The 24,907-nt window shown below is 45.4% G+C and carries 21 protein-coding genes and 1 pseudogene; 4 read left to right on the forward strand and 18 right to left on the reverse strand.

The window, feature by feature from the left end:
- Positions 1–111: 111 nt before the first annotated feature.
- The 11 genes and pseudogenes from ABVT36_RS17080 to ABVT36_RS17130 form a co-directional block, all read right to left on the reverse strand.
- Entirely contained in the window at positions 112–378 is a 267-nt protein-coding gene (locus ABVT36_RS17080) for a hypothetical protein (protein WP_368457627.1), read from the reverse strand.
- Positions 379–667: 289 nt separating this feature from the next.
- Positions 668–1,009, reverse strand: coding sequence for a hypothetical protein (locus ABVT36_RS17085; protein ID WP_368457628.1), 342 nt, complete (start codon positions 1,007–1,009; stop codon positions 668–670).
- 127 nt (positions 1,010–1,136) lie between these two features.
- Positions 1,137–1,574, reverse strand: a complete 438-nt coding sequence (locus ABVT36_RS17090; RefSeq protein WP_368457629.1) for a hypothetical protein — start codon at positions 1,572–1,574, stop codon at positions 1,137–1,139.
- Positions 1,575–2,510: 936 nt separating this feature from the next.
- Positions 2,511–3,023, reverse strand: a complete 513-nt coding sequence (locus ABVT36_RS17095) for a hypothetical protein (protein WP_368457630.1) — start codon at positions 3,021–3,023, stop codon at positions 2,511–2,513.
- A gap of 1,885 nt (positions 3,024–4,908) precedes the next feature.
- Complete coding sequence (locus ABVT36_RS17100) at positions 4,909–5,373, reverse strand: hypothetical protein (RefSeq protein ID WP_368457631.1); 465 nt, start codon at positions 5,371–5,373, stop codon at positions 4,909–4,911.
- 67 nt (positions 5,374–5,440) lie between these two features.
- Complete coding sequence (locus ABVT36_RS17105; RefSeq protein WP_368457632.1) at positions 5,441–5,983, reverse strand: hypothetical protein; 543 nt, start codon at positions 5,981–5,983, stop codon at positions 5,441–5,443.
- 457 nt (positions 5,984–6,440) lie between these two features.
- Positions 6,441–6,902 (reverse strand): N-acetyltransferase, encoded by a 462-nt coding sequence (locus ABVT36_RS17110; RefSeq protein ID WP_368457633.1) that lies wholly within the window; start codon positions 6,900–6,902, stop codon positions 6,441–6,443.
- A 257-nt stretch (positions 6,903–7,159) separates the two neighbouring features.
- On the reverse strand, positions 7,160–7,489 hold the full coding sequence (sugE, locus tag ABVT36_RS17115; protein ID WP_368457634.1) for a quaternary ammonium compound efflux SMR transporter SugE: 330 nt from the start codon (positions 7,487–7,489) through the stop codon (positions 7,160–7,162).
- Positions 7,490–7,645: 156 nt separating this feature from the next.
- A pseudogene (locus ABVT36_RS17120) lies at positions 7,646–7,801 on the reverse strand (DUF6058 family natural product biosynthesis protein); the annotation flags it as partial.
- 161 nt (positions 7,802–7,962) lie between these two features.
- Positions 7,963–10,140: a VIT and VWA domain-containing protein gene (locus ABVT36_RS17125; RefSeq protein ID WP_368457635.1), complete on the reverse strand. Its 2,178-nt coding sequence runs from the start codon at positions 10,138–10,140 to the stop codon at positions 7,963–7,965.
- A gap of 5 nt (positions 10,141–10,145) precedes the next feature.
- On the reverse strand, positions 10,146–10,568 hold the full coding sequence (locus tag ABVT36_RS17130) for a MerR family transcriptional regulator (protein WP_368457636.1): 423 nt from the start codon (positions 10,566–10,568) through the stop codon (positions 10,146–10,148).
- A gap of 989 nt (positions 10,569–11,557) precedes the next feature.
- Between ABVT36_RS17130 and ABVT36_RS17135 the strand changes: the two genes are divergently transcribed.
- Entirely contained in the window at positions 11,558–12,577 is a 1,020-nt protein-coding gene (locus tag ABVT36_RS17135; RefSeq protein ID WP_368457637.1) for an alpha/beta fold hydrolase, read from the forward strand.
- Positions 12,578–12,868: 291 nt separating this feature from the next.
- Here the strand turns inward: ABVT36_RS17135 and ABVT36_RS17140 are convergent, their stop codons facing one another.
- From ABVT36_RS17140 to ABVT36_RS17165, 6 genes are all read right to left on the reverse strand, one after another.
- The gene (locus tag ABVT36_RS17140; RefSeq protein WP_368457638.1) at positions 12,869–13,369 is read right to left on the reverse strand and encodes a hypothetical protein; all 501 of its coding nucleotides are present in this window, start codon (positions 13,367–13,369) and stop codon (positions 12,869–12,871) included.
- Positions 13,370–14,078: 709 nt separating this feature from the next.
- Complete coding sequence (locus ABVT36_RS17145; RefSeq protein WP_368457639.1) at positions 14,079–14,951, reverse strand: hypothetical protein; 873 nt, start codon at positions 14,949–14,951, stop codon at positions 14,079–14,081.
- Between the two features lie 1,837 nt (positions 14,952–16,788).
- Positions 16,789–18,393 (reverse strand): hypothetical protein, encoded by a 1,605-nt coding sequence (locus ABVT36_RS17150; RefSeq protein ID WP_368457640.1) that lies wholly within the window; start codon positions 18,391–18,393, stop codon positions 16,789–16,791.
- A 391-nt stretch (positions 18,394–18,784) separates the two neighbouring features.
- Complete coding sequence (locus ABVT36_RS17155) at positions 18,785–19,000, reverse strand: LPD38 domain-containing protein (protein ID WP_368457641.1); 216 nt, start codon at positions 18,998–19,000, stop codon at positions 18,785–18,787.
- A 27-nt stretch (positions 19,001–19,027) separates the two neighbouring features.
- Positions 19,028–19,963: a hypothetical protein gene (locus ABVT36_RS17160; RefSeq protein WP_368457642.1), complete on the reverse strand. Its 936-nt coding sequence runs from the start codon at positions 19,961–19,963 to the stop codon at positions 19,028–19,030.
- Entirely contained in the window at positions 19,963–20,142 is a 180-nt protein-coding gene (locus tag ABVT36_RS17165) for a hypothetical protein (RefSeq protein WP_368457643.1), read from the reverse strand. Before ABVT36_RS17165 ends, ABVT36_RS17160 begins: the two co-directional genes overlap by 1 nt.
- Before the next feature lie 470 nt (positions 20,143–20,612).
- On the opposite strand from ABVT36_RS17165, the gene ABVT36_RS17170 reads away from it, so the two are divergent.
- The 3 genes from ABVT36_RS17170 to ABVT36_RS17180 all read left to right on the forward strand — a co-directional run bounded on the left by ABVT36_RS17170 (position 20,613) and on the right by ABVT36_RS17180 (position 23,484).
- Positions 20,613–21,275: a class I SAM-dependent methyltransferase gene (locus tag ABVT36_RS17170; RefSeq protein ID WP_368457644.1), complete on the forward strand. Its 663-nt coding sequence runs from the start codon at positions 20,613–20,615 to the stop codon at positions 21,273–21,275.
- Between the two features lie 655 nt (positions 21,276–21,930).
- Positions 21,931–22,308, forward strand: a complete 378-nt coding sequence (locus tag ABVT36_RS17175) for a hypothetical protein (RefSeq protein WP_368457645.1) — start codon at positions 21,931–21,933, stop codon at positions 22,306–22,308.
- 153 nt (positions 22,309–22,461) lie between these two features.
- Complete coding sequence (locus ABVT36_RS17180; protein ID WP_368457646.1) at positions 22,462–23,484, forward strand: ribosome-inactivating family protein; 1,023 nt, start codon at positions 22,462–22,464, stop codon at positions 23,482–23,484.
- 711 nt (positions 23,485–24,195) lie between these two features.
- Here the strand turns inward: ABVT36_RS17180 and ABVT36_RS17185 are convergent.
- On the reverse strand, positions 24,196–24,907 hold a 712-nt coding region (locus tag ABVT36_RS17185; RefSeq protein ID WP_368457647.1), incomplete at its 5' end, for a DUF998 domain-containing protein.

The following is a 24,907-nucleotide window of genomic DNA, read 5'->3' on the forward strand; positions in this document are numbered from 1 at the left end:
AAGCTTGATAGCTGTGCGGCGCTTTTCTTCTTGAGCGGAAGCCGGTATTTTTCGAGCATCTATTTTATTCATGCTGCCATTATACAGAACTATAAGCGTGCCGGATTAATATTAATCACCATTCTTTTCGGAATTTTCCTTTTCATCCATTTCCTTGCCGGCAGCGCCATAGGCATCCTGGAAATCCTGAACATGTTCACCAATTTCTTCTGAACCACCTTTCGTAGTAACGGGTGCTGTCAAAGCGCCCACAGCAGCTCCGAGAATTTCTCCCTTCTTCTCATTGGACATCTCCCCTTCATTGGCAGTGGAAGCTCCAACATACATAGCTGACAGGGTAACGACAGTTAAACCTAAGATGTTAGTAAAAATTTTCATTGCTTTCTCCTTTGTTGATAAATCTAAAATTTATATTGGCCGGCACAATCATGATTATTCTTCATCTTAGCGAGCCGGGATACCGTACATGGCGGCATCATTTACATAGCTTCTCTTCCAGGGTTTTTATTCACAACGCATCCTTCGCGATAAATCTATGCAAAGTAAAAATCCGAGCGTTAATTATTTTCTTCTATAGTTGGCTATAATCCTCAGGCAATCAAAACTGAAGGTGCCTCACAAACCTTGGCCCCCGGCTTTATAGCAACAATCGCAGAAATAAATGGAATTAATATATATTAATAACACTACCAGAAGATTCTGTACTTCCAGCGCATTTTGCAGCCATGGTCACTCGACAATAATACGTAAAACCATCACCTATTTGTCTTTTTCTTTTGTCACAACTTTTATCACTTATTTCAATGGTTCTTTCAACCACCGTTCCAAGTTTTATACTGGCGCAATTAACTGTTAAATTTGTTCGCGCATCATTTATTGCGCTTTCAAGCGCAGATTGGCGATCATGGAATTGGCTGTAGAAGCTGGAACCACTGGCCGAAATCCAGCTCTTATTATGGGCCAAGGCGCTTGATGCAACCGCCATGAACAATATTAGAAGTACTCTCATCTTCTAGTCCTTATATGACTTTCCGCCAAAAATAAAATTGTATTGATTTAAACTTATCCAAACCTAAAGGCAATCTCGTCTACACGGCAATAAGCACTACCCGTCTGCCAAGAATAGGCTAATTTAGTTAGAATTTACGCTGTTGTTCATTCGCAAATTTCTTAACCAGCTTGCAGGGCCCTTTCATATTTACCCTAACTTCAAACTTCCTATTTATGTAAACATTACTCAGAGTTCCTGAAGTTCGATCCAGAGTGTACTCACCAGTACTGCCTCCCAGGCGGGATCTAAATTCGATGATATCTTTTGACCAGGTCTCTACGGTGTTACTAACTTTCTCGTTATCATAACCTGCGTATGAAATTGTTTCATTCATTTTATAAGTACTAGCACGCTTACATGGATACACCGTACAAATTCTTTGTTCATTGTCATCAAATGTGATTTGATACTCCTTTGTATCTTCCCGACTGAAATTCTTGCCGCTGATAGTACATTCCAACTTGACCTCAGTTGCCCAGGCACTTGTTGAAAATAAAAACAAAAATACTACTTTGAATCTCACTTATTCACCCCAATTTTTTATTTGCAAAGTCCCTGCTCAATAACAGGCCCCTTATCCATTGGCGACAGGCGGATGAGTGTCAGGTCCAGAGCTTCCCGTCAGCACCAAACTAGTTATTCTCTTGGCCTGCCCCTACCACCTTGAAGAGTACCATAATATTGGCGCGAATTGTGACCTCCCTTGTAGTCCTGAAAGGGATAATTTGGTGTTTTGGCTGATGCGAATTTAAGCCGTATTTCATTCTCAAGTTTTCCGTAATCTTACTGGGCTTGTTCGTTGTTGATGGCTGTAAATTGATAGATCAACATTTCCAAAAATCTGTTCGAGATTGTAATGGCCCATGTATGAACCGAACCTGAACCAGGCGACTGTATGGGATACTAGCCTTCCTCAGGGCCTTGTCCTATAAGCGAACAAACTGACTTTCACTGATATTGGGCTTGGACACCGGTTGGGCAGTATTTGGCATTTTGTGACTTTTCCGCAATCGGCTTGCCCTATGGAGCTGCCCATGTTTAATGCGAAGGCTGCAAGGCGGTATGAAATTTAATCAATTAGGCTTTTGGATTTTGCGATAGAACTTCGGGGCCAGGTCCTGATTCTCGCCCCTGAGTCTGCCAGCGAAACCTGCCATCCAAAAAGTGGGGCTTGCCATAACAATCCCAGGACCACTTTCTGCTGCCCTGCTGATCAAAAAATAAGCGGAGTCCGATAAGCCCGCACCGGGCCTGCCTGGGAATGACAGTGACTGCTCTAAAAGGCTTTAGCCTATAAAAATAAGCACTACAATAAATACGGAAACTACCGCAGAAAATAGCTGAAGATAGTTGCTCAGAAGCACCCTAATTCCCTTATCTCAATGCAAATAACGTATAAGATGGCTTTTGCGGAGGACGTGTTTTGGGTGGTTCCGTTTCTGCGCTCGTGTCACCGAATTTAATTTGTACCACACACACCAGTAAGCCATGCAAGTAGTTTTCCGTCAGTGGTTGCTTCTGGGTTGTATGGATTGACTGTTAAAGCCCCATAAAAATCACCATCATCATCGATGATTATTGGCGGGTGACTAGCGTATTGGTTGCATGGACTATAGTTGGTATATTGAGAACCATAGTCTGAATAACTATTGTAAATGCTGGTTGATGAGTATTTACTGCCATAAGCTCCGTAGCGGTTGAAAACTGAATCAGTGTCATACTCTGAACAACTGATACAGCCTAAATAGGTTTTATGATTTTTCCCGCCAAATAACATTAATTTAACATTACGCGATTCATAGGAGCCTGAGTAACGTGAAGCAGCTGTATGTGATATTCGATAACTTGTATCAGATATATGTGGGCTTGGGTAGCTTGAACCAGAAGCGGAAGCCACAACGGCGGCAATCTCATTCCACTGTTGGCTAGTGCAACCCGTCAGGAATATTATTATAAAGATTATTTTTGTCATACTTTCTATTCCGAGGCAATCAAGTGGTAAAATGTAAATCCCTGTGCTTGTATTCCTCCAGATAACAGCCTTGTCAGGAAAATTCAGGAACTGTTTCCATAACAAAAATCCCCTCAGGGCATGTTTCACGCATAGCATTTATCTAGCCAGAATCACTTTAATTGTCCTGCAGCCGGAATAGCCAAACTAGCGTCGCGCTTTAGCACGCCCCAGGCCGAAAGATGGCACTGCTTACCTTTTAGAATCATGGGCACCGCTTTAAGCAAGCTTTTAGCGTTGACTTGCAGCCGGGATGAATCCCCTCCCATTTATTTTTACAGGCATAGGACTGGTCATAGCAGTCCTTTGTACAAACATTTAGGGCTTCCCCTGGTGGTGGACAAATGGCTAAGCATTTCTTGTATTGGGGACCACAAGAGGGATGAATACCCTCCCACTTTTCTGAGCACTGCTTGTACTCTGCAGCACATTCGTTATTGCAGTTAGCTAACACTTGTAACGATATAAAGACCAAGAAAAATAAAACTACTGCTTTCATAATACCCTCCCAACCCGAAAATTATAATGACATTACTGGTCCCACTGGGACCATGCCGACCACTTGCTTTATACTTTCTTTGTATCTACAGCCATCTTTTATCTTAAATAACTTGCCGCTTTACCTGAATACCTAGGTATCGCTTAAGAAATAATAAATACTCAGTACAACGATGATTTAAATTCCATATTACCATCTCCTAGGGAATTAGATTATTTAAAGTTGATTAACCACTACACTGGAATATTTCGTCCCTCCTCTGCATTTGGATGCCATAGTCACTTCGCAGTAATGCGAGAAACCTCTACGTCCATATCTTCTACTTTTTGTACAGCTCTTGCTTTTTACCGCAACAGTTCTTTTAACTACTTTCGAATGGTTTTTATAACTACAAAGCATTAGTAGCTTTGAACGCGCATCTCTTTTCGCACTTTTAAGCGCTGCCCTGTGGCTGTAGTCCGAGAAGGAAGTAAATCCTGTGGCCGACACCCAAGATCTGTCGTGTGCCATTGAGCTTGATGCAACCGCGACGAGTAAGAACGCAAATAATTTCATGGTTTATCCTCTGATGACTTGATAACAGATAGTATTAACCCAATCAGAATTTAGGCTGTGTTTCCTTCTCAAATTTTCCCAGCCTGTACAGAACTCGTTCATATATAAATTCCTTGGATAGATACTTGAGTCCTTTTAAACTCTAATCAGGAGTATAATGACCGAAGTATGAATCGTGCCTGAATTAGCAGGATTTATCGGGACCAACTTTCTATGATAAGTTCATTTAAATAAGCGAACTGACTTTTTATATTTTTCCTGAGAATCTACTCTGCCAGCTCTTTGGCTCTTTGTAACAATTGCGCAATCTATTCCCTTCGCGAGAATATCGCTTTTATTGTATCGCCTCCTTGAGATTTATGAAATTTACGGCCATAAATACTTTGCGATACAAGTTTGGAGCTGGATTGGGACCCAACCCTCTGAGCCTGCGCGAGCTTTGCCAAATATGATCTGCCTGTTTATGGCTGGCCGGAGAAACAGGCTACTTAGCAACACTCGCAGAGGCGCCAAAACCTGTGAGGAATTGTATGTGCAAATGGAATAACAAACTTCAATGAACTTGAGCCATATGATTTCTGCACTGGATTTACACTTGGAACCAAGAACCACAGCAGAAGGGGGGATCGGCGCATTCCTACCCTGTTAGCCTGCGATCGAGACAAGATGAGAGAATAAACCCTATTGCAACATAGAGTTTTCCAGGGCTTGCGGCTGGCTTTTTAGAAAACCAATTTAACAAAAAAGGAGCCTTATGCTCCTTTTTACTTTGCTTTCTAAAGACTCTGGGTATCAACGATATTTTTTCCAAATTTTAAAAAAATCGTCACTGTGGCTAGCAACGAACTCTTTCTTATTATCGAAACAATAATCGCCTAGTCGATATTCCCCGGATGCAACAGCCACATCTGCATGCATATAAACACCATTCCAGGTCCACCCACGATCGCTGGTTTTTAACTTATTATCCTCTTTCTTTTTAGCTGTGAAGGTTTTCTTGCAGTACCAGCTAGATTCTTTTCTACTGTCATCAGAAACAACCTGGAAACAAATTCTACCCCTGATATCACTATTACAACTATTCGACATATAAAGATAATGACTATTGGAGCCTAAACCGCGCTGCGTAGTGATGCAACTATAACCATTCTGATCGACTGGTCTTGCACAACCATTACTATATTCATCTGCTAAAGCATCCGCAGTCGATGTGGAAGCACCTACTAAAAGACCAATTGTCAATGCAATTTTACGCATTAAATTTTCTCCATTTATTTTTTTAAAACAACAGAATTTAAAGTTGAAACCTTAAATAAATAATTATTTAAAACAGCTCCTGATCACTACCTTTGTAGCAAATTTTAGCAAGATGCTTAAATGCTGAATGAAGTTTTTCCCGGTAGTAGGAAGAAATATTTAATTCATTTTTGAGCCAGGAATTTTCCAATAGTTTTAAACTGCTCTCCTTTTTGTCGTAGGATCGCTTAGGGTCTTGGTACCAGTCATCACCGATTTCAATTGAATCCCATTGAACAAGTATTGAAGACTTCCCCTTTGGATTTTTTATATTTAACCGACCATCGATGACGTAACGATCTTTAGAGAAATCTATAGAATATCTATATTTATTTTCTTTTTCCAAGGTCCATTGCGTTGCTTCATATCGAATCTTTAGAGTGCATTGCCTGGGGAAACTTGCCCCCTTAAAATAGGTCGTTAAGTTTTCAGATTTGATCCTGGAGGTTACTATTTCTTTATCGTTTAGAATATCTGTAATGTACTTTTGAGTTTGATCGGTTGTCGGTTCTGCAAAAGAAAAATTGCTGGTCAACAACACTAGCAAACCTACACTTACTTTATTAATCATTTAGTAAATATCCCTAATTTTATCTTTTTAAGGATGAATATGAAGTATTTCTTGTCACAGGCGTGCATAAAATAGAATTGTATCCAATAAAAACCCTATCGTCTAGCCTGATCTTTGCACCGAAAACTAATACTATTCACGTCGTGTTACCTTCTTGTTTTTTCCTGGCTTACCCAACTCTTTAATGGTTGGTCGCTTGGGTTGATACTTGAACGCCCCTAAAATATATTGGAGAGTCTAATGGACGATGTATGAATCGAACCTGAACCAACCGGGGTATATCGGACATTAACTTCCTTAAGAGAGTCAGTAGTCGAGTAAACAACCTGACTTTCGTTAACACTGGACTTGAAAGCCCGTTTAGACAGTTTTTGGCGTTTCATGACAAGGGTGCAATCGATTCGTATCTGGAATTGGCCGGGCGCAGAAACTTATCGGTTTTTCTGGTTACTAAATTCTACTTAATCTCCAAAAGGTACTCAGTAAATTGTTGCCCATATAATTCAGCGTCACGTACACGCTTTGAAATTTTATTTAAAAATCTATAGTCGCGTCGTGTATTGAGCAAATTCATAGAAACTTCTTTATGTCCAAATTCTCTTGCCCACAACATCAAATCTCGGAACACCTGCTTACCCAGCCCCCAAAATTGATCATCAATAATAATAGCAAGCTCGTACTTCCCACCCTCAAGCTGTATTCCACACCAGCCAACTAGTAAACCTTCAAAAACAATGGCTCTAACTCGACAACCAGACTGACCATCGACCTCAAGCTTGGCTTCCATCCATACCTTCAAGGTATCAATCGTGAATAAATCGTGTTCGATCAAGTGTTTTCTTATTTTTTCGCTGTTGAGTATCGGCAAAAATTCATCAGGATTGATTTCAGTGAATCTTAGGTAGTTCAGGTTACCCATAATATTGACTTCTCTTTTACCCTGGCAAACAGTTCGCTTGCCCCATTGAAAATCCCATTTCTAAAATGGATAACCTTATCGCTCGACAGAAGAATCTCTCCTCTTCGAATCAGGAATTACTTACCGAAGCATCTTTATTTTACCTGCCTCGATCATCCACGGTTCTCGCTCAATCATAACAGCCAAATCAATATCACGCTTGAGGTTCAGAGGCTCCCAGATATCTAGCGCCTTAATAAATATCGTCAATCTCTTTTTTATGCTGCGGCCTGCCCTGAAAATACTTTTAGGCCAATTACACCCGATACAATCAAAACAACACATAGAATTCTTGCAAAATCTCTGGATTCACCAAAAAGTATCATGCCCAGGATAGCAACCCCTACTGCCCCGATACCGGTCCATATCGCGTAGGCGGTACCGACGGGAATCGTTTTGATAGCCAGTGATAAAAGCTGAAAACTCACAATCATTGCAATTATAGTCAACACTGAAGGCCAAAGCTTTGTAAAGCCATTGGTGTACTTCAAGCCTATTGCCCAACCGCACTCAAATAGGGCGGCAACAAATAAGTAAATCCATGCCATACCAAACCCTCTCGTTTTGCTCATAACCTTTATATGACGATCGCCACCATCATTATTCTATGAATATGGTTTTCTGGGAAAAGAACTGAATTAGAACCCCTTTTCCAAAGTCAGTTTCTTAAATCCTATCTCATGCCAGTTCTCATTAGTATACTTCTATCTTGAGCTATTCGTCCGTACATGTGGTGCAAAATTTGGGCTAACCTTATCCATAAGTTCTATTGCTTTGCCCAGCTTTTTACTCTCTTGACCACTGAGTAATTCCTGATCTGAAAATTCACTGGCAATAAGTATTGCAATCTGCTCTGGGAGGCCGTTTCGGCTGAATAATACAAAATATTATTAAGAAAATGTCTCCACTCACCATCAAGTGTTGTGTCCAGGTCATCGGTTAAATCATAAATTTCCAATTCTCTAAATGTTGCCAAACAATAGACCAATACAGGTTATCAATCCAGCCGTTGATGACTTGCCTAATCCCGGTCGATTAACACTCTATCAGATACCCTGGCCCTATCCGCCATTCGAATCAACCGTTTCACATGCCGCGAAAGGCCCTTCCCAGAGTCGCTGCGCGCAAAAATCGCAAGGTAGGCAACGACAATATCCCGTTCAGAGAGCCGCGTGCCGATGCGATCAGACAGAGCTTCGGCAGCTTTATGGTCCAATCCGAGTACCATCAGTTCAGCGATTGTTGCAATGTCCAGTGTCCCAGCGTTGGTATCTGGATAACGTGCATTCAGTGACGCAACCAGCGGGTGAACATTCATCGACGTTTCCTGGCGCAGGAAATGTGGAGTATCCAGACAGTCCAGGTCCATATCGCACAATTCCATTTGCTTAAAATCTACACGCATAGCGCTTTTGCGTTTTCGCATGAACGGCTCATCCAGATCCATAGCGCAGTGTTTAACACTACCCATACCGCCCCAACCCGCGGCCAAGACCTGGGGTACCTTGCAAAGCGCAGGAACCTCTCCTGATTTTTGATCCTCTTCCCTAGCAAACACCAAAACACAACTCGTATGCTCTGTCACCAGTTTATAGCGCCCTGCCAGCTCCGTGGCTTCCCTGGCTTCTAGCGTGGTTAAACGGGCATTAGCCGCTACCCTGGGCAGATCCGTAAGCAATATCTCATTTTTTGTGCGCTCCGTTGCAATGGTCACCTCCTGGGTGAACGTACAACCATCTCCGAAAGCCATAACCAGCCGCACCTTTCCAACGGGAATCTCAGGAAACCAACCGAATACATGAAGTGTATCGCCCGTATACACTGTCTCCACTTCACCCGGAAACTGACGACTTGTGTCCGTTGGCCATTCAATACGCACTGATTCGGCTCTTGCCTGGCCAATTCGTCGAAAATGCCGCACGATGCGCACCGACATGTTTTCCCGGGGAGATACCAGTTCACAGGCTCCGGAGGTTGTCTCAGCTATCCTGCGGACAAATGCTTCAGAGACAGCACTGCCTACACCAACTGAAAATATTCTATGGCCTGATTTCTGCGCATCCTTAACGATTTGTTCGTGATTCCAGACTTCACCATCGGTAATCAGCAGAAGATTTGCTGGCAGACCCTCAATCTTTCCGCACCGATAGGCGGCAGTCAGCGCCGCACCGATTTCTGTGCCACCCATAGTGGCATCTATCTGCTCCACAAATTGTGCAGCTAACCTGATGTTGTCCTCATTGGCAATGACCGGCTCAGGGAACAGCAGGTTAAACGTCGATCCAAATGTTATTAGATTGAAATAGTCGTTCGGTTTGAGCAAAGAAATAATTTCGCGGAGGGCCGCCTTAGCCTGTGCAATGGAATCCCCGCTCATCGAACCGGAACAATCCACCACCAACTTCACACAGCGAGGTGATTCTGGTACATCCTCTGGGATTTGCGGGTGAAAGGACGCGAGTGCAACATACTCTTTATCATCGGGCGCGTAGAATCCCTCAATTTCTGCTTCAGCAGGCTCTTCCATAACCAGCACAAAATCCCGGTCCATCAAAGCACTTCCTCCCGAAAGGGATACTTCCCTGGCACCGTCACTATTGGATACAGCAACTGGATGTGTTGGACAATCGAAATCCGCTTTTGCCAGCGCACCATGGATTTGAACAACGAGTGAAAATCCATGGTCAGTTGACAACGCATACTCGGGTATTTGGTGAGGAGCCATTCCAGAAGCGGCGGGTTCCCCATATCGGGGGGCAATCGTAGTGGGAAGATGAAACCGAAGGTTTTTGCCCTGCCAACGATGCAATTGGGCATATCTGAAGCGGACAACAGCATGTTCGTTGGGCAGAATATTGCCGACATTTAATGTAAAGACGCCTGGCTCCAGTTGCTGTAAAAGAATAGCGGAATCACCTTCATCAATGGCGTCCTCGTAGCTCCCCTCAGCTTCGGCCTTAGGCTGTACCACGCCGCGCAGCGTCTTCCCATTAAGCTCCAGCACCAGGTCCAATAACACCGCGTCCAACGGAAGAGGAAAGGTGTAGACCGCCTCGACATTGATGTTCTCCAGATTCCTATAGGCCTGCGCTACAAGAACTTCCGAATACAAACCTCGTAAACTCGACTGGACATCAACGGACTCAAGGGCAACACGTGCCTCACCTACGGGCTCGAGTACAGCAGCGGCGGTTGTCATGAAGGTTACTCCTTGCCTGAGCAGGTTTTTTCGTAAAGATTCATTATTCCTGTAGCGAGTTCCCGAACCTCTTCCGGTGTCAGGTTCGCTCTCTTCGGATCAACAATGAGTTCCACGCCGTCATTGATGACCACGTGGCTCCAAACCTCTACTGAGCCCTTTTGACGCGGTCTGGGCGGAGGCGTTAGGACCTCCTCCCCCCGCCTACTGAGCAACTCCCGGATACGGTCTAGGGACAGCCCCGCCTGTTGCCACTTTCGAATCTCCAGGAGCTGGTCAAGATGCTGGGTCGTATAGTGGGCACCGCGGCCGGCGCCTTCAGGTCGATCCACCAGCCCCATCTGGATGTAATACCGCACCGTCCGCCTTGGCAGATCCACAAGACTCCCAAGTTCATCCAGGGTGAATAAACGCTCGTTCTCTTTCATGACAGATAATATATACAGTGTGACTGTCAAGATCAAGTGTCAAGTTCATCATCGAAGCACAACCGGACCTGCAGCAAACGATGGGGTTGGCAGAAAGAAGAGGGACCGCAGTCAGATGCGTGCGGTCCACTGGCTCTATGTAATGCCCTTACTTGAGGGAGAGCAGACACTTACAGCCTTCACGCACAAAAAGCCACCCTGGAACGGGCCCTCGGAATACAATGCGCAAAACTAAACTTCCAAAGCCATCGCACCATAAGGAACGTCGAGAAGTTCTGAATGGGTGAATTTATGGAGAAGCGGGCTAAGCGTCACGACAGCAAGACAAAATAGGATACAGCCAAACTTATGGGCACGACCTGAATATTGAGCTAACGGGCAGCAATATACCGCCGGGAATCTGTCTATCTGTCTCGTCCTCCTCTTATCGGCCTCATCAGTACCCACAGCAGCTGTGCCCACGCCATTTCCCACCAGCCTTCGATGATCCTATGCTCACCCGGTGTTTATAAGACCGGAATGTACATTTTTTAACCAGATCTTGACGCCAAAGGAGGCGCTACTTCGCCACTGCGGTCAATTACCAACGGCGGCCAACCGAGTCAGGATCAATTGAAACCTCCAGCCTATCCCGCTGTCGTAAGCTATCAAGCTGGCAGCCTATTGCGACGCCCTTTCCGTTCAACGAGTCAATAGAGCTAGGGGGTGCTGACACTAACTGAGCTGGCCCCGTTGTGACAGAAAAGGTGCCAATCGAGGCAAGAAGAGCCCGGTTTGGTTGGTTCAAATGAGCGACGAGCAACGAAGAGTGGCGCCTTTTCTGGCACAACCCGAGGCCCTGCCGCTGGTTTCGCGCCCTGCGGCGTTAGAAATTGCTTATTTGGATCCACCACACAGCGCTATTCCTGCCTTACAGGCCACAAAATCAGTAGCAGCAGGGCTATCTCACTTAGTGTCAACAGGCCCTAGCCATTATTGCCGAGGAATCTATGCTCAAATTCAATCTGATTAATTTTTTCTTACTCGGATTACTATTTCAATCTGCTTACGCACAACCGCAAAGAGATGGATCACAACTCAGCTACGATGCACTGTTGAGTAACTACCGCTATACGTTTGACGTAAATTACTTCCCATTTGAATCACAAAATACAACCTTAAAAATGGCCTATACCTACCTTGAAGGCGATCCGGATAAGCCGGTGGTTACTTTGATGCACGGCAAAAACTTTATAGGCGATTACTGGGCATCGACAGCAAAGTTCTTGAAGTCCCAAGGGTATAGCGTGCTGATTCCGGATCAAATTGGATTTGGCAAGTCTTCAAAGCCACCCGGCTATCAATATTCATTTGCAGCACTAGCAAACAATACCAGGAAATTAATGGCAGCTTTAGGCATTAAAAAATCTATTGTTGTCGGTCATTCAATGGGTGGAATGCTTGCCAGTCGCTTCGCCTTATTATACCCTGAAATTACCCAGCAATTGATATTGATAAATCCCATAGGACTCGAGAATTATTTACAGTACGTAGAATACAAAGACATTGATTTTTTCTACAAGAATGAACTATCGAATACTGCTGAGAAGATAAGGAACTACCAGAGAAGAAATTATTACGATGGCAAATGGAAGGATCTTTATGAATCACTTATTACTTACAAAATTGGACAGCTGTCAGGACCTGATAAGGATCTGCTTGCATGGGTTAATGCCAAAACCTATGACATGATTTTCACTCAACCGGTAATTACCGAATTCAAAAATCTTGTGGTTCCAGTCACATTAATTATTGGCACCCGGGATCGCACAGCACCAGGGAGGAACTGGAAAAAACCAGGCGTCGATTATGAATTGGGTAGGTTTGATCTGCTGGGCAAAAAAGCCGTTAAAATAATACCCAATGCAACATTATACGAATTACATGGCTTAGGGCATCTACCCCAAATTGAGAATTTCCCAAAATTCAAGGAAACCCTGGCTAAAGCCTTATCCATCGCGAATAATTAGTTGTCATTTAAGTGGGCGTTCTTCTTCACACTACGGATACAGAACTGTCAAACAGTAAAAAACTCCACCCGTCGGGTTTGGAGGTGATTTAGGCGATCAAATATTTTAGCCGGGATACCTTCAGCTGAAATAATTTACTAAGCGCTCTCTTCGCGAAGCCCTGGCTCTACGGCTACCTGGTGCGGGAACTTACCCCGCGCCGGTTAAATGATATATATCGCATTATAAAGCGATTGTACTATTGCACCTAAGGCGATTGGAGACTGTCTCTGCGGATACTGGCTATGCGCACTATCCATAAAATTTTGACCAGTAAAGAACAAAGGGTATTATGCTTACCAGCATGGTAACAACAATCCCAAGTTTTCCAGCGACTATCAAAAAGCTTTTTTTGGGATTTCCGGGATTGTAATAGACTTTCACCCATCCGTTAGGATCAACCTGGATACTGGCTTGCTGCTTCTCCAACAGGAACCGTGCGTTATGGCTGGCTACAAATACCCAGGGGGATATTCTGGATCCTTCATATTCTTTGCCCGACACTGAATAAGTATAAAGCGCGTCGCCAATATAGTCCTGGTCCGAAATTGCCCATTCGCTCGCTCCTAATTTTTTTGTTCCCAGTTTCGCAAGCCTGCCTTTCGTCGAAGGCCAGCTTCTGCTGCGAACCTGAAACCACAAAGAGTATGTGCAGATAACGAATATATATACTGAAATCCAAAACAAAATACCCTGAGCTTGCCCTTCAGCTGCAATTCGAAACATTTCCTGGAAATAGTTAAGTATCTGCATAGAGAATATAGTTCCCGGCCTGGGGCCTGCGTTGACTAAGCGCGCAGGCATTTATTATTATGAGCAGGCTGTGCCTTCTCCCGGCACGGCCGAATTTTTCCCTAGCATTGCCCTTCAGTGCCCATCACAATCCAGTATACGGCAACTCTGGCGGGAATCAACACTAACCTCCTTATCAGGCTAAGGGCAATTGCCGGGGTCGCAGATATAGGAAAACCGACCCGGGGCCGGCAAGTGAGCAATACGCAAAAACTGCAGGCTGGAAAATATTATCGGGCCCTCGGAGATACTTTCAACGGTGCCGGGCTGAAAGCCACAATTAAACGCGCTCTCATGGCGACATAGAGGCGCAATCAATAGCGGATAATTGCCAGCTCGTGGCCCTCTAATAAGGGGATAGCTGGGTGTTTGGAATTGCCCAATATCAAGCGCCTTGCCCACTATTTTAGAATTTTGTACATTAATTGATCACTCAAGGTCACCACTATAGACCTCCATGTCCTGAGTTAACAACTGGACCAGCTGCTTTTAGGTACTGGCCTCGGGTATGAGTATCATGGGGGCAAGAGACGGAATTGGTGCGGGAGCTGATCTCACTTTATCGAAATCAGCCACCTGCTTCTAATGGAGAAAGTACATCAGGTTGCAGGTAAAAAACGACAAACTTTTACTCTGAGCCTATCATTTTATAAAAGGTTGAAAAAGGGACTTAATCAGCGCTTTTTGTGAAATACAGGCTGTCTTTCACCCGAGTCCCAGTGCTTGGATCAGTGACATACCAGATCAGTTCGTAATCCCCAGCCTCAAACCAAGCTGGTATGTTGAGATAAGTTCGAGTAAAGTCCTTTGCCTCAGCATAATTCAACACGATATCTCGTGATTTATGAATGGGATAATCATCCCCGTTGGGAAATTTTAGTACGCTCCATTGTTTTAATGTAACCAAAGATTGTGTAGAGTCTAAATTGCGAATACTTGCATCATAGTTGACTCTTCCTCCGTAGGAAGGCACAGAAAATTGAGCAGGCTCGTCTAGCAAAATCGCCAACTGGGTATCAGAGACATCACCCTCGACAACCAGCTCAAAGTCCCAGAACTCCATATAACCACCGGACACACCGAGCGTAAACTTACCTTCTCCATCGAGAAAGTTTTTCGGCAAGACGCCATTTGTACTGTCACAAAATATGATGCTTCCTATCTGTGGCGAAGGATTGGGGTTTTCTGGAGTTGGAGCATCAACGGAATAAACGATCGGTACTATGGAATATATGCCAACAGACAGAAGGGGAGGATCTACAGGCTCGCCCCGAGCCTCTAAAAATGCCGTCGTGGCATCTCCATTTTTAGGTTCAGCATTGATACAAACCTTTTCGATGGAATCGAATTTATACCCTATATCTAAATCCACCTCGTGTTTAACTCCATCTTCCATCCTAAAGGGAAACGGTGCACCCAGGTCTATTTTTGTACTTATCGTATCAGCCTGAACCGATGTCGATGCGCAGATTAAAGTCATGCCACAGACAAAATTTTTCAACACAGTATTTTGCAGAAATTTTTTTATGGTCAGTTCTTTCAAAATTATAATCCTATATATACATTATGAAATACAATAACACCTCGGACAATTTCAACTCTGGCAAATCAATGCCTGCGACCTAATAATTAGTATTTATCACGCATCTTAGGCAGCCCTAAGTTGCCATAAATAATCTTATAGAATTACAGATTTATGAGTTACAGGGTTAAAATTTCCGAATTACTATTGTACCAACCTTTTCCATTCCTCTACATTTTTTCTCTTAAAACACCTCACGTAGAAGACAATAAAATTTAGACATAAGTACCAAATAAAAGAAGTATTCTAATTAATATTATTTAGCGTGAATAAAAAATATTAGTCCGCTTTTCCAAGACTTGACAAATAGTATTGCTGAAATAGGTTTCCGATATAAATACCAAAGTGGTAAGAGGTGAAATTGGCCCACTAATTTTACTGCCGAGGCTCTTTTATTTCTAATCTCAAAAAGAATTTAGCTGAGAAAAGATACACAATGACAGTATTGAGAAGTATAAAAAATAAGGAAGCTTTACCTATCTTAAGGCTATCAACTATTAAATAAACAAATGGCAAAATTATACATGTAGTCCATATGAAAAATCCAAAATTTCGTACCGTTAAGCTACGCCCACATTCAGAGCATGCAAAATAGGCCTGCTTTAGAGCCGAATTACTAAGTTTAACTTGGCAATTTGGACAGTTCATTGTTTTCTCTTACATTGGCCGTCATCGTCGATTCTTCTCCAGCAGCGCGTCCACGCCGGAACTGCAACCCGCCTCTTGGTATCATCAAAGGGTATCTGGCGATACACCGAGCAACTTACAGGATTTGGAGATACTGCCGAGTGCTTGCTCAAGATTAAGCAACCCAAACTTGTTTTTAATGATGCAATTCTTAGTATCAATCATGGGGTTTATCCTTGGTTTTGGTTTCAGGTTTGGTCACCTTCATCAAAACCGGTAACCCCCTTCTTTTCAAGAAGATGTGTCAGCTTTGGTCTGAACCAATCCAACTTATAGATATAAATATGAGTGATAAAGCTAAAATTCTACTCATAGTATTTTTCCCATATTTTTTCTCTTTCTCATGTTAGCGGATCATTTCCGGTTAAAGTTCTCAACCGTTCATTACGGGCCACACCATAGATAATCATCGTTTCCCGTTTAGAAAGCTCGAAGCCTACTGGCAACTAGCCGCCTTCTCTACCCCACTAAAGATATGCACCTACAAGCTGAATCTGAGCTATAAAAAGGCTTTGTTGCTTTTCTTTATCTCAGCTAAAAAATCCCTCAATTATCTGCCCCGCATTTCATATAATTTATCATCAAAAATCAATTACACGCCATTACAACCTGATATATAGTGAACCGCATCACGGTGGGGTGGTGACTTTACTCACGCTCAACCTTTTGAACGGAAACTGTGGCAATGTATGGCATGGAAAATCGATATGACTAGCCTTTAAAAAACGGCTTCAGTACTCTGAGATACCTTTGCCGATACCGCATTGATCCGCTTTTGAATCGCACCCAGTTTTAGCTGCTTACCCTTACTGGAATATCTTCCGCTAAAATGTGTTCGCGTGCTTGCGTAATTCACTCAGACGCCGGCTGACTTGGTTGAGTGTGCGACGCTGAGTCAATTTCTCGCAGCCGCCGAGTGTAAATCCCTGGCCGCTTGATCAGTGGACGCGAAAACTTTGTTGGCAAACACCGCCCGTGGCAGTGCTCTCGAGCACGCTTCGGGCCCTTTTTTTTGTTCTCGAAATCCGACATCGACCAACCGACTTTTCGCCCCCCGGCCGCGCTTGCACTGCTTCGCGCCCAGGAGGCGTTCAGTCTGGAATTTCGCCAGCTACGCCTTACTGGACGTCCAGTCCCTTCGCCCGTTTGCTGTCTTCCAGGACTTCGTGACAGCGGGATCGTCGGAGATACTGCCCGGGCCGCCCGGAACGTGGAGTCCCCAATCGTGAGGCCATTTGAGCAGCTGGTAGAGGTCTGCGTTGGGTTTGGCAAGTTCCGGGTATACGTTTGAGTACACCACCTTGGTAGCGCCTCCCTTCAGGCAGGTGTTACTGGTGCGATGGTAGTCGATCGTGACCACCTCCACCGTGGTGTCCCCAGAGTTCGAGTAAATCGCGTGGGTGTTCTGTGCCGAGTAGAAACATCCCACGTCATTCCCGGCGGGACCACCCGCATGGCGAGTGGAGAGGCTGAATTTAGACATGGTGTCGACGAGCCCGGGTGACTCTCGAAGGGTTCCGTGACGTGACGTCCAGTAGTTGATTGGGTTGAGGCAGTCTTTCTTGGGTACTCGCACCACGATGCTCTCCCAATCCGAGGTGTGAGCGGAGTTGGGCGCGTGGCCGCCAATGCTGAGAAACGTCTGTCCCTGAAATGCCCAGAAGTAGCGATACACAATGTCCACGTGGTCGCTGTCTTTGGGGACCGCCAGCAGCGTTGCGTACACCGGCATGGTGTTACCCACCACCGCGGCGTGGTTACCGCCGCGAATGTTAGGAGACACAAGCACCTGAGAAGTGCCGCCCGGCATCATTGCGGGATCGCGAAACACAGGCAGTGCTTCGTCGAACACTTTGACGACTACGTGGTCGTGGACCACGGACACCTTGGATGCCTTGATGTAGTCCTCTACATCGGTCATGTAATACGAAGCGTTCTTGTCGGCGAATACCCACGGCGAGAGCTTTTGAATCACTTCCGCCGCGTTCTTTTCGCTCAGCGTCTCCACGGGGTTGCGTTCGGCCAGAGGCTTCACGAATGTCCAAAAACGTCCGGGTGAACACTTGCCAGAGTAGGTTGCACCACTGACGTAAATCTTGTGCCCGGGCGTATGCTTGGGATTTTTGGAGTTCGGGATTTGGCTTTCGTTGCGCAGATCGCTGTACCAGCGCGTGTCGTGACCGACCTTGTTGTGGGAGATATTGAACTCAACAGCATTGGGGTCCGCTACTGCAATATCAATCTCGAACTTGCCGGCTTTCCCCTGCCATTGGTCGAAGTCGAAGTTACAGCTGTTGCGACCATCGCCGAACGAGCACCGCAGGTACGATGACCACTGGGACGGCGCTTCACCGTCCTTGTCAACTTTGCCGGCGCGAACCCAGAAATACTTTGGCGGATACTTGCCACTGTAGCTAGCACCGCTCACGTACAGGCTGTGATGGTCGCTGTGCCCGCCGTCTACGGTGCCCTGTTTGAGACCCGAGTACCAGCGCGAATCGTGGCCGACCTTATCGTGGGAGATGTTGAAGGTGATCAGATTGCGGTCCCCACAGGCCACAAGTAGCTCGTAGGCATCCCCCCCCGCCTTGTCAAAATCGTAGTCGTCGCTATTGCGTCCTTCGCCGAAGCTGCAGGGAATTCCTTTGTGTCCGGGAAGTGGATCGTCCGAAGCGGTACTTTCAGATTCGGGAGCTTGAGCGTTCTTATCGGCCATATTGATGCCCTTTTATAAATTATTAGAAAATTGCTGAAATTAGCGATCGGGAATTTTCGATAAGTCTTCAAAAAAGTCAATTACACGCCATTACACCCAGAGACAAAGTGAACTGCATAAGGTTAGGGGAATGACTTAACACACATTCAATACTGTGAGCACACCAGCCACCATGGATGCATGACAAGTCGATATAATTAAGCTATTAAAAATAGCTTCAGTACTCTGAGATGCCTTTGCTGATACCGCATTGATCCGCTTTTGAATCGCATCCAGTTTTAGTTGCTTAGCCTTACGTGGAATATCTTCGGCTAAAATTCCCTCGCGTCGCTTGCGTAATTTGCTAAGGCGCCGGCTGACTTGGTTGAGTGTGCGACGCTGAGTCAATTTGTCACGGTGTTCTGTGATAAATCCAGGTGTGCATCATGCGTTCGGGAATCGTGCCGGCGCTAATGCCGATTTCAAAAGGCTTCGGCAGGCGGAAGTGATGTTCGCCCCCAAAGAAGTGCCAGTATGCGTCTTTCTCCCAATCCGGCGGCGATTGGTAGCGCTCATCGTCATCATTCAAGAGCGCCAGCACCGCCGAAAACATGGCGATCTTGGCCACCGCTTTGACTACCAGCGGGTCGGCTCGTCAGGACCAGGGTTTATGCCCCTCCCCTTTCAAGTCGGCGGCGCGCACCAGTTTTGACAAACCCTGCAGACGGGCATTCAGGAAGGGCACCACATCCGTCAGCACATTCATCGCCGCCCAATTGCCGCGCAGCGAGTAATCCATCAAGTCCGTGGCCTCGAAGGCGGCCTGTGCCTTGGACTTGCCCGTTTTCAGGCCCGCCTTATAGGTGGCCAGGCGATTGGCGTTCTCCAGCTTGTCACCCAGTTCACGATACTTCTGCCAGACATTCTGAACCTTGGCCCAGCCGAACTCCCCGACACCGATCACGCTGTCCATATGGTTGTCGATCTCCGCGCGGGAAAGTCCCTTTTTCGCCAGGGTGCGGCGGATCAATGGGGCTGTGGCCTGCGGGTCTGCGCCATGCACGTACCCCCCCTGGAAGGAAGCGTTGGTAAACATCAGCTCGCGGTAGTGCTCGTCCTCGGCATAGGCGGCGCTGATACCTTTTAAGGTGTCCTTGCCGAATACGAATCCATCCTTGTTGATTGCCCAACCGTGGGCCGCATCCCGCACCAGGTTGCGCAACATAAAGTCCGGGCTGCTGGTCACACCGGTGGTCAGCAAGCGCTTGAACCAGCGGGCGGCACGCATCGGCAGCCAGTTGAGACCATCACTGGAGAGGTGCGCCATACCCCGCAGCAGCGCCGGATCATTGACCCGGTAATAGGCACTCTTGCCATTGCGTTGCACCCGGATCACCTCCGGGTCTGTGGGGGCGGTAATCGCCCATAGCTTCTCAAAGCCACTGCTGTCGAGCTGGTTCAACTCGTGCAGCACCTCCAGTTCTCCGGCCGCCGGCAGCCCCAACTGGCCCGCCACCATCTCCAGGTAGGCGCGATCCGCCTTGATCCGCTTCACTACCTCTGACCTGGGCACAATCGCGGTGCTGTACATTAATCCTTCATCGCTTTTCGCGCCACCACATTCGCAAAAGCTTTTTCGTCGGCGGTCGCTTTGATTTTGTTGTCACCACCCTTATGGAATAACCGCCTCAATCCAAAAGGCTGAAAGGTTTCAAATTCTCCTGCACCAGGCAGTTCCGGCATCAGTGCCTTGTCGCTAAAATCAATCAAAGTGGCATCCTCCAGATCGTAAAATCACCCTCGGTGCGATGGGGCTCAAACCCCAGGCGCCGGGTCAATCGGTTTAGCGCCGGCAACACCGTCCAGAACTGTAATTACTTTGCGCCAACGGCCAGTGCCATTTGCTTAACCTGCGGCATGTAAGAGCGAATTGCATTGCCGCCTTTACCGCAACCTCAATTTTCGGGTGCAGCACTCAAAAACTGTCGTCGTCGGTCATTAGGAAGGCGCGACCATTGGCCAAATCACACAGAATATGTGTAAAAAATATCCATGACACCGCAACGTGCACCGATTGGCTCGACTGACCATGCAAACTTATGGAGGTTTTGGCGAGACTGAATTTCCAGCATTAAAACGCCCCATTCCTAATTGGGAGAATTGTTATAAAAATAAGCTGCATACAATATGTCAGTACGGTATAGTCACCGATCCAACAACCAGACTGGCGGGGGATGCATATGGCCATTACAAAGGAAGTTGAACAGGGACAGGCGGTTTATTCCAAGTCCGTTCTATGGCTGTATGATCTATGGGTCTTGGGGCTGTCCAATCGATTTATTTGGCAGTGTCCTACTCCCAGACTTCTCGAGCATTTCAATCAACACCTTACATCAAACCACCTGGATGTCGGTGTCGGCACAGGATATTTCCTGGATAAATGCCGATTCCCATCCAAGAATATTCGCTTGGGATTAATGGATCTGAATCAAAACAGTTTGGATTTTACGGCCACTCGGGTTGCCCGCTATAACCCAATTCAATTTCAATGTAATGTCCTCGATGAAATCGATATAGCAACCCCTGAATTTGATTCGATCTCCCTTAACTACCTGTTTCACTGCTTACCGGGTCGATTACCCAAGAAGCTATCGGCCCTGGATCACATTATCACCAAACTTTCACCGTCAGGCACTGTGTTTGGCTCTACGATTTTGTCAAAGGGCGTTCACAAGAATGCCGCCGCAAGGAAATTAATGGCCATTTACAACAACAAAGGCATTTTTTCCAATACGGAAGACTGCAGGGAAGACTTGGAGAGCCACCTTGCGGATAGATTTTCAAGCTATCATATTGAAATAACAGGCTGTGTTGCACTATTTAGCGCCAAATCTAAACGATAAAAATCGGGTTAAGCCCCAATTTTGGGCGTCATTTAGACCCCTGCCTACCCTCGCCTGTGAAATTCTTAAGCTGCCATAGCGTGACATCGTCACGCTTGCATTACTGCACAGCCTTAACTGTCGTTATCAGTAAACAGAAAAACACGGCCATTGGCCGCACCGAAACGAACCTATGCAAAAATATCTTGGAGAGCGCAGCACGCACTAATAGCCTCGATTGGCCGTTTAAAGGAAACCAAGTTGGAAAATTATTTCAACTGAAAGATTTACAAATAGGATTAATCGATAAGAGCTGTAAGCGCCGACTATATAGAGGATTGAAACAATCCAGCTCAAAGAACACCACCATAGACTTCAAGCATCAAGACACATCCGCAAATAATTTCTGAAATCATTCAGCAATCCACAATTACGTATAATTACATTTACACTGTAAAGCCACGATAGCCATCCGATAATTTATAACTGCCAATTAAAAATATTTATTGGAGCTATTAAGCAATTTATTGTAAATGAATTTAAAAGTCTCGAATTGTGATTCTTCAAGAATAAAATTATTATCCATTGCAATGAATTTATTCCTGATTCATAATAAATTATATCAGTTGTTATAAAACTGATTATTTGCCTTAGATTAAAAACAGGTAGTATCGTTATGAAAGCAGCAATTAAGTTCGGATTCTTCTTTCTTTCAACTCTTTCAGCCACCTTCGCCAATGCTCAAGGTTTACAGCTCTTTGAAGATATTTGTGTTGCCGATAACAATATTTATATTCATAATTTTGATGTCACCACTGTATATCCATCCGTCTCTGGTGGCAGTTTCTTTCGTTTCTACTTTGGCAATAGCAGCACTGATGCAGTCTATACAATACAGGGAGGTGCTAGCCTTTCCGAAAGAGCCACTCTTGACCAAATGGTTCAGGCAGTTTTTGCATCACTTGCGGTAGGCAAAACGATTGACCTTTGCATAAGCCGCAGTACTAATCCAAGTTCAGTAATCGCCGTACGCTACGACCAAGACAATCCATAAAAGGGTATAAATCTCGACCCGTCTATTTCACAACGGGCACAGCTGTCCAAAGCGATCCCAAAAGACGGGTCTTAGCCAAATCAGGCTTTGCACCAAAAGGACTTTTCTACAGGCGCTTATCCATTCTGTATAGAATATATAAGGTATTCAATTATGAAGCGACTACTGTATTTTATTTTTCCAGTTTCAATATTAATTTTTTCAGTCTCAGCCTTTTCTGTCGATAATACTATCGAACAGAACTTGGACCTAACTAGTGCGCAATCTTACGTAACTTCACTGAATTCTATTAGAAACAATGCCAATCTTACCTCTCAAGTGAGCCAGATACAGCAATCCGGCACCAGCTTACGCGTGTTACGTGGCGATTCTACTTCAGTTTATCGAGCAATCAGGATTCAGGGTCTGGATATAGCCGGTTTAACCGACGCTGAAACCCCACGCTTCATTATGGACCCCAATAACTTATATATTCATGGATTTTTAGTTGAAAACCGCTACTATCGATTAAACGATCCCCAAGCCCCGCAAACTATCTCTATAGCCGGCCAAGAGGCCTTTACAACAGTGCAACTCAATCAAGATGGCACTTACACAACATTGGAAAGAATCGCCCAATTAGGCGGTGAAGGCCGAACCAGTGATGCTTTCCAGTTCAGTCCCACCAGCGTTGTAAATTCTCTTATAAATTTATCGCTGCATACGCAGGGCTCCACCAATTTAACGCGAAGCGAAGCCCGTGCAATGCTTCGATTTATTACCCTGATTTCGGAGGCATTAAGATTTCGGGAAATTCAGCGAAATATTCGAAATATCTTTGACAGCCTTCCTTTCTATACCATGACGGATTCAGATGTCCGATTAACCCTTAATTGGGGTGGCTATAGCAATGTCATTGGAAGATATGCAACCGACTTTGCCAACGGCACCCCGGATTATCGCATACTTCGAATTGATGATAGGAGTTTCTCGAGTATCTCGGCGATATTGGGTGTCGTAGCGATTATCTTGCCCTGCCAATATAATGGGCGTGGTAGAAGGTCAATAGATTCAGATTTAAGTAGTTGCAATGCGCGCACAACCGTCTTCGGTAATGCGCTATACGACACGCGTGCTTATGAACGTGATAAGCTCGACATCCTTGAAACACAGAATTTGGTACACGGTTATTGGTAAACTTGGAAAAACACTTGCCCGGTAATTCTACTATTGCCGGGTTTTTAACTGCGCCAGTTTTTAAGCTCCCGCAGCGTAGTATCGTCACGCTTAAACACCTGCGCCGCCTCATGCAGTGCGGCACTGTGCCGGGATTTTTCTTCCAGACATTGCGCAGGTCATTCTGAGCAAGCCACAGCTGATAGCTCTCGGCGGTCACCTGGGCGCTGCTTGCGGTATCCATCTGACCCCAGCGGTCTAACCGCAATTTCATCCAGCGCAGACTCTCCCGATCCACACCCAGGTAAAAGCCGTCCACCAGCAAAGGTGCTTCCCTTTGTGTATGGCGCCAGTCATTGATCCGCACCCGCGACGCAGGCACATCCAGTGGATCGTAATCAGGCAGCCTCGGCACGGATTACTTCACTATGGTAGGGAAAGCAGTCAATATCGAAATTGTAAATGCCCGGCTCGGCCACCACCGTGCCGGCCAGAACCGGCGGGGACAGCTCAAAAACCCTGGGTTGTGCTCGTCATAGGTGTACTGTCGGCCTCCTGACCATAGTTTGTCAGAATGCGCTAGGTTTGAAACTGTCTACTTATAGGGGAAGCTTACGATAGCAGTAAAGCCCATATCTATCTCCAACTATAAAAAACCGGCTCGGTGGCCGGTTTGGGTAGTTGGTTAAACCCTGCTCGACGGGGGCTTTTACACCGTAATAAGCGTCAAGCCTAACTTGACGCACCAACGCCTTCGGTAACGGCACGCATTTCAGTATCCGATTTACCTGACTTGTTAGCTACAGCTACCAATTGATAAGCCGCAAAGCCATACCAAGATAAGGTAATAAATACCCATATTCTCTGGGTTAGCCCTTTAAATCCAGTAGGCATAAACCCATAACTATAGAACCAAAAAAAAATGACGTGTGTTAAGGTAACTAGCACAGCAATATTCTGGAATCTCTTAGACCTGTAATAATCCCTCATTTCCAATGCAAAAAGTACCGGGACTACGAGCAATATAGTAGTTAACCCATAGATATCATGGAGAGGACTATTAAGAACAAATATACCGGCTGAAATCCAAGTTAAACCAAATGCCAACATGGTAGCAAAAGTAAACTTGGCTCTAGCAATCGATAGACATCCGAATGCAAATGCACACATAGATAGACCGATCAATATATCTGCAAGCCGATGTGAATATGCAAAAAACCGCGTTTCCAGCGCTAGTTCGCTAATATGTTGGGATATAATACTATATCCAGATACTAATAGCCCAATAGTAATATTATACAATCCCAAAACAGGGATAAGTATCGCTTGTTTAACTAAGGAACGTCTGAATAACTCAACAATCGCTACGGCAGTATCAGTATTTTCTGGTGCGGGCCTGAATTTGACCAAAACAACCCTGAGATTGTTTGTTTTTTCACCTGGA

Source organism: Microbulbifer sp. TYP-18, assembly GCF_040932045.1.
Classification (GTDB): domain Bacteria; phylum Pseudomonadota; class Gammaproteobacteria; order Pseudomonadales; family Cellvibrionaceae; genus Microbulbifer.

What these genes read in the sequence shown, in the direction of transcription:
- ABVT36_RS17095 (WP_368457630.1), bottom strand. Translation starts at nt 3,023, where the DNA reads ATGACAAAAATAATCTTTATAATAATATTCCTGACGGGTTGCACTAGC.
- sugE (WP_368457634.1), bottom strand. Translation starts at nt 7,489, where the DNA reads ATGGCATGGATTTACTTATTTGTTGCCGCCCTATTTGAGTGCGGTTGG.
- ABVT36_RS17130 (WP_368457636.1), bottom strand. Translation starts at nt 10,568, where the DNA reads ATGAAAGAGAACGAGCGTTTATTCACCCTGGATGAACTTGGGAGTCTT.
- ABVT36_RS17150 (WP_368457640.1), bottom strand. Translation starts at nt 18,393, where the DNA reads ATGGCCGATAAGAACGCTCAAGCTCCCGAATCTGAAAGTACCGCTTCG.
- ABVT36_RS17125 (WP_368457635.1), bottom strand. Translation starts at nt 10,140, where the DNA reads ATGACAACCGCCGCTGCTGTACTCGAGCCCGTAGGTGAGGCACGTGTT.
- ABVT36_RS17080 (WP_368457627.1), bottom strand. Translation starts at nt 378, where the DNA reads ATGAAAATTTTTACTAACATCTTAGGTTTAACTGTCGTTACCCTGTCA.
- ABVT36_RS17140 (WP_368457638.1), bottom strand. Translation starts at nt 13,369, where the DNA reads ATGCAGATACTTAACTATTTCCAGGAAATGTTTCGAATTGCAGCTGAA.
- ABVT36_RS17175 (WP_368457645.1), top strand. Translation starts at nt 21,931, where the DNA reads ATGAAAGCAGCAATTAAGTTCGGATTCTTCTTTCTTTCAACTCTTTCA.
- ABVT36_RS17160 (WP_368457642.1), bottom strand. Translation starts at nt 19,963, where the DNA reads ATGTACAGCACCGCGATTGTGCCCAGGTCAGAGGTAGTGAAGCGGATC.
- ABVT36_RS17110 (WP_368457633.1), bottom strand. Translation starts at nt 6,902, where the DNA reads ATGGGTAACCTGAACTACCTAAGATTCACTGAAATCAATCCTGATGAA.
- ABVT36_RS17180 (WP_368457646.1), top strand. Translation starts at nt 22,462, where the DNA reads ATGAAGCGACTACTGTATTTTATTTTTCCAGTTTCAATATTAATTTTT.
- ABVT36_RS17170 (WP_368457644.1), top strand. Translation starts at nt 20,613, where the DNA reads ATGGCCATTACAAAGGAAGTTGAACAGGGACAGGCGGTTTATTCCAAG.
- ABVT36_RS17105 (WP_368457632.1), bottom strand. Translation starts at nt 5,983, where the DNA reads ATGATTAATAAAGTAAGTGTAGGTTTGCTAGTGTTGTTGACCAGCAAT.
- ABVT36_RS17135 (WP_368457637.1), top strand. Translation starts at nt 11,558, where the DNA reads ATGCTCAAATTCAATCTGATTAATTTTTTCTTACTCGGATTACTATTT.
- ABVT36_RS17085 (WP_368457628.1), bottom strand. Translation starts at nt 1,009, where the DNA reads ATGAGAGTACTTCTAATATTGTTCATGGCGGTTGCATCAAGCGCCTTG.
- ABVT36_RS17100 (WP_368457631.1), bottom strand. Translation starts at nt 5,373, where the DNA reads ATGCGTAAAATTGCATTGACAATTGGTCTTTTAGTAGGTGCTTCCACA.